This is a genomic window from Protofrankia sp. Cas4 (assembly GCF_963555915.1).
Lineage (GTDB): Bacteria > Actinomycetota > Actinomycetes > Frankiales > Frankiaceae > Protofrankia.
Window position 1 is genome coordinate 1 of record NZ_CAUVXL010000148.1, and the last position, 11,437, is coordinate 11,437.

10 protein-coding genes and 4 tRNA genes are annotated in these 11,437 nt (G+C 66.7%); 9 read left to right on the top strand and 5 right to left on the bottom strand.

All coding sequences use genetic code 11. The features are described from left to right. On the top strand, nt 1-1,228 hold a 1,228-nt coding region (locus U9979_RS13670), incomplete at its 5' end, for a cytochrome P450 (RefSeq protein WP_322779669.1). 3 nt (nt 1,229-1,231) lie between these two features. Here U9979_RS13670 and U9979_RS13675 read toward each other — a convergent pair. Continuing rightward, complete coding sequence (locus U9979_RS13675) at nt 1,232-1,981, bottom strand: Crp/Fnr family transcriptional regulator (RefSeq protein WP_322779670.1); 750 nt, start codon at nt 1,979-1,981, stop codon at nt 1,232-1,234. Between the two features lie 724 nt (nt 1,982-2,705). Between U9979_RS13675 and trpS the strand changes: the two genes are divergently transcribed. After that, nucleotides 2,706-3,707 (top strand): tryptophan--tRNA ligase, encoded by a 1,002-nt coding sequence (trpS, locus tag U9979_RS13680; protein ID WP_322755650.1) that lies wholly within the window; start codon nt 2,706-2,708, stop codon nt 3,705-3,707. A 208-nt stretch (nt 3,708-3,915) separates the two neighbouring features. Here trpS and U9979_RS13685 read toward each other — a convergent pair. Next, nucleotides 3,916-3,987: transfer RNA gene (locus tag U9979_RS13685), tRNA-Val, on the bottom strand. Nucleotides 3,988-4,492: 505 nt separating this feature from the next. On the opposite strand from U9979_RS13685, the gene U9979_RS13690 reads away from it, so the two are divergent. After that, the gene (locus U9979_RS13690; protein WP_322755649.1) at nt 4,493-4,924 is read left to right on the top strand and encodes an SsgA family sporulation/cell division regulator; all 432 of its coding nucleotides are present in this window, start codon (nt 4,493-4,495) and stop codon (nt 4,922-4,924) included. 164 nt (nt 4,925-5,088) lie between these two features. Here U9979_RS13690 and U9979_RS13695 read toward each other — a convergent pair whose 3' ends face one another. Continuing rightward, on the bottom strand, nt 5,089-6,294 hold the full coding sequence (locus U9979_RS13695; RefSeq protein ID WP_322779671.1) for a chorismate-binding protein: 1,206 nt from the start codon (nt 6,292-6,294) through the stop codon (nt 5,089-5,091). 193 nt (nt 6,295-6,487) lie between these two features. On the opposite strand from U9979_RS13695, the gene U9979_RS13700 reads away from it, so the two are divergent. The 5 genes from U9979_RS13700 to U9979_RS13720 all read left to right on the top strand — a co-directional run bounded on the left by U9979_RS13700 (nt 6,488) and on the right by U9979_RS13720 (nt 9,167). After that, nucleotides 6,488-6,560, top strand: a tRNA-Gly gene (locus tag U9979_RS13700). A gap of 45 nt (nt 6,561-6,605) precedes the next feature. After that, nucleotides 6,606-6,677: transfer RNA gene (locus U9979_RS13705), tRNA-Cys, on the top strand. Nucleotides 6,678-6,700: 23 nt separating this feature from the next. After that, nucleotides 6,701-6,772, top strand: a tRNA-Val gene (locus U9979_RS13710). Between the two features lie 319 nt (nt 6,773-7,091). Continuing rightward, nucleotides 7,092-8,771, top strand: a complete 1,680-nt coding sequence (locus U9979_RS13715) for an alkaline phosphatase PhoX (RefSeq protein WP_322779672.1) — start codon at nt 7,092-7,094, stop codon at nt 8,769-8,771. Nucleotides 8,772-8,978: 207 nt separating this feature from the next. Continuing rightward, entirely contained in the window at nt 8,979-9,167 is a 189-nt protein-coding gene (locus U9979_RS13720) for a ferredoxin (protein ID WP_322755646.1), read from the top strand. 44 nt (nt 9,168-9,211) lie between these two features. On the opposite strand, the gene U9979_RS13725 is transcribed toward U9979_RS13720, so the two are convergent. Next, nucleotides 9,212-10,045: an N-acetylmuramoyl-L-alanine amidase gene (locus U9979_RS13725; RefSeq protein WP_322755645.1), complete on the bottom strand. Its 834-nt coding sequence runs from the start codon at nt 10,043-10,045 to the stop codon at nt 9,212-9,214. A 17-nt stretch (nt 10,046-10,062) separates the two neighbouring features. Further along, nucleotides 10,063-10,881, bottom strand: a complete 819-nt coding sequence (locus U9979_RS13730) for a DUF3097 domain-containing protein (protein ID WP_322767319.1) — start codon at nt 10,879-10,881, stop codon at nt 10,063-10,065. A gap of 97 nt (nt 10,882-10,978) precedes the next feature. Between U9979_RS13730 and U9979_RS13735 the strand changes: the two genes are divergently transcribed. Continuing rightward, nucleotides 10,979-11,437 (top strand): isochorismatase family protein (locus tag U9979_RS13735; protein WP_322779673.1); only part of this gene is annotated, 459 nt, incomplete at its 3' end.

The window sequence follows — 11,437 nt, forward strand, 5'->3', positions numbered from 1 at the left end:
GGCCGTCCAGGACGTCCTGGTGGCATCCCAGCGGGTATTCGTCAAAGGCATTCACCGGCGCCGGACACCCGTCGACGAGGGGGTACAGCCGCTGGCGCTGATACTGGGATCCGGGCTTCTGACCAGCACAGGCGAGCTGCACCGGATTCGACGCCGGCTCATCCAACCGCTGTTCCACCGTCAGCGGATAGCCGCCTACGGCACCGTATTCGCGACGCTGGCCGAACAGGCGGCCGACGGGTGGTCCGAAGGAACACGCCTGGACATGCACAGGCAGATGACCGAACTCACGCTCGGGATCATAGCCAGGACCGTGTTCGACCTACCCGTCGACAATGAGGTCGTGACCACCGTGCGGCGGGCACTGGCGGTGAACATGGGCGTGTCACAGCGAGCAGTCATCCCGGGCGGCCGCCACCTGGAAAAGTTGCCACTGCCTGCGATCAGACGAGCTCGGGACTCGCGCGCAGACCTCGATGCACTGGTCCGAAAGATGATCACAAACCGTCGGCAACACCCGACCGGCGGCGACGACCTGCTGTCATTGCTGCTGGCGGCCTGCGACGCCGAGACCGGGGCACCCCTGGACGACGACGCCGTACGCGACGAGGCCCTGACAATCCTGCTCGCCGGACACGAGACCACGGCGAACGCGCTCAGTTGGGCCTTCCATCTCCTCGGCGCAGCCCCGCGGGTGCGCGACGCGCTGCACGCGGAGCTGGACGAGGTTCTCGGCGACCGGCTCCCCACGCTGGACGATCTGCCCGACCTTCCGTACACACGGGCGGTGTTCACCGAGACACTGCGGCTCTACCCGCCAGCCTGGATCATGTTCCGGCGGACGCTGAAGGACCACTCACTAGCCGGGTACCACGTCCCCGCAGGTTCAACAATCATGATCAGCCAGTGGGTCGTGCACCGTGACCCGCAATACTGGCCGGACCCGGACTGCTTCGTCCCGGAACGCTGGCTGGATCCCGAGTCGAGCGCACCGGCCCCGGCGTCCCGGAGCACCCGGCCCAGGTATGCGTTCTTCCCCTTCGGGGGCGGCAGCCGTCAGTGCATCGGCAACACGTTCGCGGAGATGGAAGGAACGCTCATACTCGCCACGATCTGCCGGCGCTGGCGCTTGGACCCCGTTGCGCAGGTTCCGGTCGTTCCGCTCCCCCGCGTGACGTTGCGCCCCCGCTCCGGAGTACCGATGACCGTCCATCGCCGCACCCGATGATCGCTACCGGTCGCCGTCGGCGACAGTCCCGAGCGTGGGCAGGTCGTGGATGACGATTCGCCGATAGCGGGTGCTGAGGATGCCGGCGGCCCGCAACTCGGCCAGCGCCTTGTGCGCGCTCGGCTCGCCGGCGCCTATCAGCGCACCAACCTCGGGTTGCGTCAGCACGCCGATCGAAATGCCGTCGTCAACCGCCTCGCCGTGCAGGTAGGCCAGCTCAACCAGGACGCGCGCCAATCGGATCTTCACCTGGTCGCCGTAGTCGATCCGGCGCCGAGTCGACCAGCGCAGCTTCGCCGCCACCGCACGGTTCATCTCCGCCGCCACCGCCGGATGATTGCCCAGGAACAGATTCGTGTCAGCTGCGCTGATCCGGCGTGCGGTCACCGCACCCCCGGCGGTCACCGTGGCGGACCGCGGCTCACCGTCCATCGCGGCCAGCTCCCCGACAACATCTCCGCCGACGCGGACCGCAAGCAACGCCTGGGCGCCGTGCGGGGTCACCCCCGTGACCTTGCACACGCCGTCCAGCAGGATGAACAGGTCCCGGTCGGTGTCGCCTTCAATAATCATAATCGTGCCGCCGGTGAACCGAACGATCTGTCCGAGTCCCAGCAGCTCACTGCGTAGGCGCCGGTCGATCCGGCCGAGGAAGGTGTGGCCGGGCCAGTCACGGCCGCACCGCGATTCATCCGGGTCGCAACCGTTCCCGCTGCTCACTGTGCCGGCTGCGGCTTCGCCGACAGGTGGCATTGCGGCTTCGCCGACAGGTGGCATTGCGGCTGCGCCGACAGGTGGCGGGTCATCGAACGACAACACGGCGCGGACCCCACACTCCGCCCGTCCAGATCCAGCGCTCCCTGAGCCTGACCCAGCCATACTCCGCCCTCCCCCATGCTGCACCCTCAACAGTCGGCTCCGCGAGGCGTCATGTCGACCGTCATTTCACCCATGACGTCCATGAAGGCGCCTGCAACGCCATGCACCACGTCCGACACAAAACGCGATCCGTACCGTATCGGACCTGTTGGACAGCCCATAGTCGGATGTCATCAGTTCGACAACAGTCCGGGGACGACGACGGGCGGGGTACGCGGTACGGGCCGTCACGATCATCACCGGATGGCCGATTGCACGCAGCTGAACGAGGCGCAAACCGTAACAGCTTGACAGCTGAGAACTCCCAGGAGTCCCGCTGCGCCCGCAGCGCGTGTCGGGGCTGCCACATGATCTAACCGAACGGTGTCGGCAGCAGGTCCGGGAGACAAAACCCGTTGTCGCGGATCGTCGCCGGATGGCCGGACCGAGCGGGGCTACGGGGCTACGGGGCTACGGGGCTACGGGGCTACGAGCCATACGGCGGATACGTGGCAGACTCAGCGGTGCGACACCGTGCCGTGCATACGGCACGGACCACCCCGCGGTCAATACCGGCCCAGGGGACGAAAATTGAGTAGAGAGTGTGCCGGTAGCAGCCATGGATGTGCAGCGAGAGCGAGCGTTTTCCGGTATTCAACCGACCGGGAAAATCCATATTGGTAACTATGTGGGTGCGCTCTCGCTCTGGGTCGAGAACCAGGATCTCTACGACAACATCTTCTGCATCGTCGACCTGCACTCCATAACGATTCCCGAAGCCATCGATCCCGCTGTTCTCCGCGCCCAGACACGCGAGACCGCCGCGCTGTACGTCGCCGCCGGCATTAATCCGGAGAAGTCCGTCATCTTCGTGCAGTCGGCTGTCTCGGCGCACGCCGAACTCGCCTGGATTCTGAACTGTGTCACGCCGCTGGGGTGGCTGGAGCGGATGACGCAGTTCAAGACGAAGTCCGCAGCCCAGGAAAGCGTCGGCACAGGGCTACTCGACTACCCCGTGCTGCAGGCCGCGGATATCCTGCTCTACGGTGCTCACCGAGTTCCGGTCGGTGAGGATCAGCGTCAGCACGTCGAGTTGACCCGGGACATCGCGCAGCGCTTCCACCACATGTTCGGTGCGGCGTTTGTACTGCCTGAGCCCCTGATCCGATCGAGCGGCGCGCGCATCATGGGGCTTGACGAACCGACAATGAAGATGTCGAAATCCCTGGGCACGACCAAGGCTGGGCACTCAATCGGCCTCGTAGACACGCCGGACCAGATCCGAGCGGCCGTCATGCGCGCGACCACTGATTCGTCGAACGACACGCGCTTTGAGACGGCGGGCCCCGGCGTCGTCAATCTCCTCACTCTCTTCGAAATACTCTCCGGACAGAACCGGGACGAGGTCGAGAACGTCTTCGAGGGCAAGGGTTACGGATTCCTCAAGCGCACGGTCGCCGACCAGATAGTCGCCTCACTCGAACCGATCCGTACGCGGTTTACCGAACTGATGGCCGACCCGGCCGGCCTCGAGGGAATTCTGGTCGATGGAGCGGACCGTGCCCGCCAGATCGCAAACGCAACCCTGGACAAGGTGAAGGGTCTGACCGGGCTCGGCTAGCGGGCCGAAGGGCGCGCGACGATCGTCAGATCGCGCGCCCGGAGACCGTAGTCCCCGCTGTATCAACGGGCCGAAGGGCGCGCGACGATCGTCAGATCGCGCGCCCGGCTGGACATGATCAAAAATATTGACCACCGGCTGCCCACGAAGGAGATCAAGCCGTCGGGCACGACCTGTCGACGGGGCACAAGCGCCTGTGAGGTATGGGTGGGCGTACGTGGTTTCGAACCACGGACCTCTGCCGTGTGAAGGCAGCGCTCTACCACTGAGCTATACGCCCGGAAGACATCTGCAGCCTACTACGCCGCCATGGCGATGCCACGGCGGGGGCTGGCCGAGCGGCGCCGATGGTCCGACGGGACCACGCTGTGGCGAGACCGACGGGCCACGCGGAAGCGTCGCACGATGTCGACGACGTTAGGTCTTGCGGAACGGAGTCTCTTCGGTCACGATCCGGACACAACTCACCTCGATTGGGACGAGCACGGGAGGGGTAGACCTCCCCTGACGCACACTGCGGCAGCAGCAAGCCAGCACGAAGGGTAATCGACCTACGGGGGGTGTGCCACATGGCGCGAACCGATACAAGTGATCACGGACGGCGCACACCGTGGTCTCTTCCGGCCAACTGCGGCCTGCACACCTGCTCCATGCCGGGCAAGTCTCCTGAACCGGCGTAACGGATGTTCAAGTCGCATAACCTTGTTTCCAACGAGCCTCAAAGAGGGAACTATCTCGTTACACGGGTGCTCGCCCGCACCACCGCAGCACTGAGAGGCCGCCCGATGACAATTCGTCATGATTCCATCACAGCAGAACTCGCACTTCGGCTCGTCGTTCCCGGTGGGGCGCCCGTGCCGGTCGCGGCGACGATGCGCTATGAACCCGCGGACCCGTACGCGGTCAGCATCGGGTTCCGTACGGGCGCGGACGAGGTTGTCGAGTGGACGTTCGCCCGGCAACTCCTCAGCGACGGTGTCCGGCGTCCGGCCGGCGACGGAGACGTGCAGGTCTGGCCGGCGGCTCAGTCCGGCGGACGGATCGTCTGCCTCTCCCTGTCCAGTCCATCGGGGCACGCGCTGTTCGAGATGCCGCGCTCGGAGGTGCTGTCCTTCCTTCGCCGCACCTATTCGGTGGTCCCACTCGGCGCAGAAAGCGATGTCGTCGACTTGGACGCAGAGCTTGCGCTGCTCATCTGGGGCGGACCTGCAACCTGACATGACGGGGCCGGGGCGGGCCTTCGACCTCTGACGTCACCCCCCGGGACGGGACGGGTGAACGCCCCGGCCCAGGGGGTCGCAAGTCAGGTGTCCGGTCTCCCAGCAACCGTGTTCCTTCGAGGCCGACCGGCCGTAGGAACGCCATACAGACCTCGACGGCGTCACTCCGAGGTGGACGAAGCGATCCTCAGCAGACGCTCAGCCTTGAGCTCTGCTTCGCGCCACTCGGCCCACGGATCGCTGCCCCAGGTAATTCCAGCGCCGGAGCCGAAGTGCAGACGCCCGGCCGTGAACCAGAATGTTCGGATGCCGACGGCAAGCTCGCCGAGCCCTTTCTCGGCGTCCACCCAGCCGATCGCACCACAATAGGGTCCACGAGCAGCCGGTTCGAGTTCTCCGATGACGCGCAATGCGCTCGACTTCGGGGCACCGGACACCGAGCCCGGCGGAAAGCTCGCCGCGAACAGTTCAGGCCAACCGACATCTGGTCGCAGCTGCGCCTGGACCGTTGACACCAGATGCACCAGACCCGGGTGCGCCTCGACCGCGCACAGCCTCTGGACGCTCACCCCGCCGATACGTGCAACCCGGCCCAGGTCGTTGCGGACCAGATCGACAATCATTATGTTCTCCGCAATGTCCTTGTCCCACAGATCGGTCGCTACCCGGCCGGTTCCCTTGATCGGCCTGGATCTCACGACGTCAGCCCGGCGCGACAGGAACAGCTCCGGTGACGCGCTGGCCAGCCGGATATCAGCCTCCGGGACGTACATCACCGCCGCATACGGCGCCGGGTTGTCGCGCGCGAGTGCGGCTGCAAGTGCCGCGACCGCCTCACCGGCGTCGTCGGCCAAGGGCACGGACTGCACCCGGCACAGGTTGACCTGGTAGACCTCGCCAGCGGCGATCTCAGCCCGGATGCGGCGAACCCCCTGGGTGTAGCCGGCGCTGTCCAGACTGGAGGTCCAGGCTCCACGTGGCGGGCCTCGCCAGGGCCGGCCGGCAAGTGCCGCCAACGGTGGCGCGGGCCGGACCTCACCGAACCGCACACACCGTGCCGTGCCCTCGAAATCAACCACCACCGCCCAGAACCCGCCGCGATCGAGCGCGGCCAGATCGTCGGTGATATCGATCACTCCGGTCGCGAGCCTGCCCCCGACGACCGCGAACGGCCCGGGCCACTGTGACGGACGGTACCGGACCTCGCGATGCCCACCGACGGCATACGGCCCACCAGCGGCATACGGCCCACCAGCGGCATGCGGCCCACCGGCGACAGGTGCCGCGCCCCATCCCGAACGGCTGGCGACGCCGCCTGACCCGGCCCACCCGCCCTGGTCAGAGCTGTCCCGCGTTGTGCCGTCCATCCAAAGCACGCTACCGGCGTGGGCGGCTGGGCCGCGTCCCGCGACCAGGACAGACACGACCCACACGACTGATCGGGGTGTACTGAACTCTGACCCAGGAACTGCACATCATCGGCACATCGGACGGCGGTCCATTCGACGCTTCCCCCATCGTCCGCTAGAGTGCTACCTGCACCGCCAAACGGTGGGGCACGCGGACGTGGCTCAGCTGGTAGAGCATCACCTTGCCAAGGTGAGGGTCGCGGGTTCGAATCCCGTCGTCCGCTCGAGACTGTGTGAGGTCAGAGGTCAAGCTGGTTCCGGCCTCCCCCGGCGGAGTGGCCGAGTGGCTTAGGCAAGGGCCTGCAAAGCCCTGTACGCGGGTTCGATTCCCGCCTCCGCCTCAGGAACAATCTCGGACAAACTGGGGCGATTAGCTCAGTGGGAGAGCGCTACCTTGACACGGTAGAGGTCACTGGTTCAATCCCAGTATCGCCCACCCCGGTTTACCAGGGCTTCTACGATGCCCCCGCATGCCAATCATGGCACGGGGGGCATCGTGCGTACGGACCCGCGAACGTGGCTGATCGTGGACGTCTCGTGCGCTTCGCGGATCACTCTTCCTGTTGTCTGCCGGTAGTGATTACCCCGGGCGCTTTGGCACTGCCGGCCGCCGGACCAACCGGGCCTGACCAACCGGCCAACCAATATTCACAGGCCGGATCCACATTCGCCGGGCAACTGTGCTCTTGTTGTCGCCCGGACCGGCTTGTATTCCCCCGGGTGCCCAGAGTGTGGCACCCGGGGGAAGGATGTAGATGCCAGTGAGGACCAAACGTTCACGGGTAGCGATCGTTGCCGGCGGGGTGGCCAGCGCCGCTGTGCTAGGCGGGCTGGTGCTGGGCACAACCGCGCAAGCGGGACCGGCCACCACAGCCGGCCTCAGGTTGACGTCACTACCGAGCGCCAACACCAAGGCTCCCAACGTGCCAGTGCCGAGTGCGCTGTCGGTGGAGCTATCGCAGATCATTGCCGCCCAGGGCTCGAACAGACTCGAAAACGCCATACCCTCAGTGCCGTACTACGGCTACGACGGTGACTCCGCGAACCTCCTACCGGCCCCGGGCGACGTGCAGAGCACGACGCACAACGTCGAGGCCACCAAGACCGAGCCGGACAAGAACACCTACCTGCGGCTGACCGGTCAGCACGGCGCCGACCCGAGTTACGACTACGGGACCCACTTCCTGTTCCAGGGTCACGAGAACAGCAAGCCCGGCTACATCACCCGGATCAACCTCGACGCGGACGCGGCCCACCGGGTGACCCTGCTCGCCACGACGGACGTCGCGGGTAACGCCCTGCCGAACATCGACGGCTCCACCTGGGACCCGTGGGCGAAGCGGCTGTTGTTCACCGCGGAGTTGGGTGCCAACGGCGGCGTCTGGCAGGCGACGCCAGACATCGGCTCGCAGGTCGAGGACATCTCCGCCAGCCTGGGCCGCGGCGGCTACGAGGGAATCCAGAACGACTCCGCCGGTAACCTGTGGGTCATCGAGGACGTCGGTGGCACGACGATTGCGGGCACGTTCGCGAAGCTGCCGAACAGCTTCGTCTACCGGTTCGTGCCGGTCGACAAGAGTGACCTCACCAAGGGCGGCAAGCTGCAGGCCCTGCAGGTGATCTCGGCGGGTACCGGTCAGCCGATCACGTTCCAGCCGATCGACGCCACCCACCCCGACGGCAACGCCTTCAGCCAGGACACCAAAGATCTGCACACCTACGGCAAGACCTTCAACACTCACTGGGTGACGATCCACGACACCGCGACCGATACCAGCGGGCTGGCGTTCAGCGCGAACGCGGCGGCGAAGCAGGCTGGCGCGACCCCGTTCAAGCGGCCGGAGAACGGGCAGTTCCGGCCGGGTGCGGACTTCCGCGAATTCTACTTCGACGAGACCGGCGACACCAACGCGAACTCGACCGCGAACGCCGAATACGGCGGCTGGGGCTCGGTCATGAAGCTCACCCAGACCAGCCCGACCGCCGACAACGGCACGCTTTCCCTGTTCTACAAGGGTGACCAGGCGCACAGCGGGTTCGACAACGTCGCGTTCTTTGACCGCAACCACGTCGCGTTCGTCGAGGACGCTGGAGACACCCTGCACACCCAGCGTAACGCGCTCGACTCCGGTTACCTGCTCGACGTGTGGCACAACTACGCCGATGGCGTGCAACCGCTGCGATTCCTCGCTGAGGGCCGTGACCCGTCGGCCACGCTCGACTCGGGCCTCGGCTCCGTCAGTGGCAGCGGATTCCAGAACGAGGGCGACAACGAGATCACCGGGATCCACGTCTCCGACGGTGACCCCGGCAAGCACGGCATCCTCGGCGACCGGGTACCGGACGCCTTCACCAATGGCTGGCGGGTGTTCTACACCGCCCAGCACGGGGACAACGTGACCTGGGAGATCGTGCGTCCGGAGAGCAAGCGGTAGTCGTCCTGCGCAGTCGGGACATCAGAGCGTACAACTGTGTGCCCCGGCCACCCGGCCGGGGCACACACCATTGGCGCCACCCGACCGAGGGCGTGCGACAATGCCTCTGCCCGTATGCATGACAGCACCCATCGGGTCTGACCCGTCCGATCTGACCCGTCCGATCTGACCCGTCGAATCAGACCCATCCGATCGACAGGAGGACACATGCGCGTCAGCGTCGACCCGTCCGTGTGCGCCGGCCACGGCCAATGCAACGTCCACGGACCGGACGTCTACGAGCTCGAGGACGGCTACTGCCTGATCACCAACCCGGAAGTACCCGCGGACCTACAGGATCAGGCACGCAAGGGCGCCGAGGCCTGCCCGGAGCACGCGATCACGGTCACCGACTGAACCAGACGGCTGAACCAGACGGCCTCCCTCGCCCGAACAGCCGTTCAGGACGGTGGCGCCGGGAGAAAGAGCGTGATGCCGTCGGCGACACCCTGTGCGGCGTGCTGACGCCAGGTGGCGTCCGAGACCCGCGTGGCATCGGCCGGGTTGCGCATGTTGGCGCATTCGATGAACACCTTCGGCACCCGTGACAGGTTCAGCCCACCGAGGTCCGCACGGAATGACAACCCCGCGTCGGCAACGTAGTCGGCCCGCGGTTCGCCGGTGTCATGTTCGAACCCGATCCGCAGCGCGTCCGCCAGACGTGCCGACGGAGCGAGAATCACGGCGTTGGCGCCGTCGGGGCCAAGGCTCGGGGCGATGATGTGAAAGCCGCTACCGGTTGGCGGCCCGCCGTCGGCGTGCACGGACACCGCCGCATCGGCATGGACGTCGTTGCCGATCCGCGCCCGCTCGTTGATGCACGGGCCGACCCCGGAGTCGTCCGGTCGGGTCAACACAACCGTGGCGCCGCGTCCGCGTAGCAGCGCAGCTGCCCGGATCGCGACGTCAAAGGCGAACGCATGTTCGGGGTATCCATCGTTGGTCTCGGCGCCGGCGGTGTCGCACTCTTTTTCCGCACCACCCGCGTCCACCTTGCGGGAGATGACCGCGGCGGCCGCCGCGTTACCACCGTTGTGTCCGGGGTCCAGCAGGATCGTGCGTCCCCGTAGCCGGTCCTGACCCGCCGACAGCGCCAGCCCGACAACGGCGGCGTCCGTCTGCGGCGGGGCACCGGACCCGCGAGATGGCGATGACACGCCACGAGCCGCAAGGCCGACCAAGAGGAGCACGGCGGCCGCGAGGACCATCGCGAACGCCCGCGACCGAGAAGGCATCTACCGAGGATCCATCGTCACACGGTCTCCGCGGTCACAAAATCGATGAGACGTTCGACCGCGCCGAGAAGACCCACTTCGACATCGGTGTAGGAATGCACGCCAGCAAGCACCCGACGCCACATGTCCACGGGTTCGGCGACTCCGAGGGCACGACACACGCCTTCTTTCCACGGCTCGCCCGGGGGCACCCGCGGCCACGCCGCGATCCCCACGGAGGCCGGCTTCACCGCCTGCCAGATGTCGATGTAGGGATGCCCGGTCACCAGCACGTGCGGCGAGGTCACAGACGCGGCGATCCGGCTCTCCTTGGAACCGGCGACCAGGTGGTCGACGAGCACCCCGAGCCGGCGTGACGGCCCCGGCCGGAACGACGCGACGACCGCGGGAAGATCGTCTACTCCGTCGAGAGATTCGACGACGACGCCTTCCACCCGAAGGTCATCTCCCCAGATACGCTCGACGAGCGCTGCGTCGTGCAGCCCCTCCACGTAGATCCGGCTCGCCTGCGCGACCCGCGCCCGGTGGTCATGAACGGCCACGGACCCCGACGCGGTGCGGGCAGGGCCCGCGGGCGCCGACCGTTGGGGCCGGATCAGCGTGACCGGCCGGCCGTCCAGCAGGAAGGCGCCGGGGTCGAGCGGGAAGGCCCGACGCCGACCATGACGGTCCTCCAGCACCACACCACCGGCCTCCACCTCGACGACCGCGCCGCAGAAGCCGGTCGCGACATCCTCGACGACCAGCTCCCGCTCGGCCTCCACCGTGGGCGGTGGCGCAGGCCGTGCGCGTTTCTGCTGCGCCAGCACGTCAGGCCCGTAGTCTCTGCTACGCACCCGCCCACTGTAGCCCGGCCCATCGCGAGCCCGGCCCGGCCCATCGCGAGCCCGGCCCTGGCGCGCCAAATCCGGAGCGAAGCCCCAAAATCGACCTATGACCGAACCTGTGACCGAGAGATACCGACCAGGCGTCGCCCTCCTCGTGATCGACATGCAGAACGACTTCGCCGCGCCAGCCGGGAGTCTGTACGTCCCCGGTGGGCAGGAGCTCATACCGACCGTCAATGCCGAGATCGAACAAGCGGTGGCCGCAGGTTCACCGGTGGTGTACACCCAGGACTGGCATCCACCCACCACCCCGCACTTCTCCACCGGCGGAGGCATCTGGCCACCGCATTGCGTACGGGAAACCGTGGGCGCACGACTGCATCCGGCGTTGCGGGTTGAGGGAACCGTGGTTCGCAAGGGGACAGGCGGTGAGAACGGCTACTCGGGATTCACCGTCCGGGATCCGCTCACCGACACCGCACAGGCGACCGAACTCCACACGATTCTCATGACACGTGAAATCGCCACCATCGTGGTGGTAGGCCTCGCCGGGGACCACTGTGTG

Coding starts and splice junctions, on each gene's coding strand:
- U9979_RS13675 (WP_322779670.1), bottom strand. CDS start 1,981: ATGCCACCTGTCGGCGAAGCCGCAGCCGGCACAGTGAGCAGCGGGAAC.
- trpS (WP_322755650.1), top strand. CDS start 2,706: ATGGATGTGCAGCGAGAGCGAGCGTTTTCCGGTATTCAACCGACCGGG.
- U9979_RS13715 (WP_322779672.1), top strand. CDS start 7,092: ATGCCAGTGAGGACCAAACGTTCACGGGTAGCGATCGTTGCCGGCGGG.
- U9979_RS13695 (WP_322779671.1), bottom strand. CDS start 6,294: ATGGACGGCACAACGCGGGACAGCTCTGACCAGGGCGGGTGGGCCGGG.
- U9979_RS13690 (WP_322755649.1), top strand. CDS start 4,493: ATGACAATTCGTCATGATTCCATCACAGCAGAACTCGCACTTCGGCTC.
- U9979_RS13720 (WP_322755646.1), top strand. CDS start 8,979: ATGCGCGTCAGCGTCGACCCGTCCGTGTGCGCCGGCCACGGCCAATGC.
- U9979_RS13725 (WP_322755645.1), bottom strand. CDS start 10,045: ATGCCTTCTCGGTCGCGGGCGTTCGCGATGGTCCTCGCGGCCGCCGTG.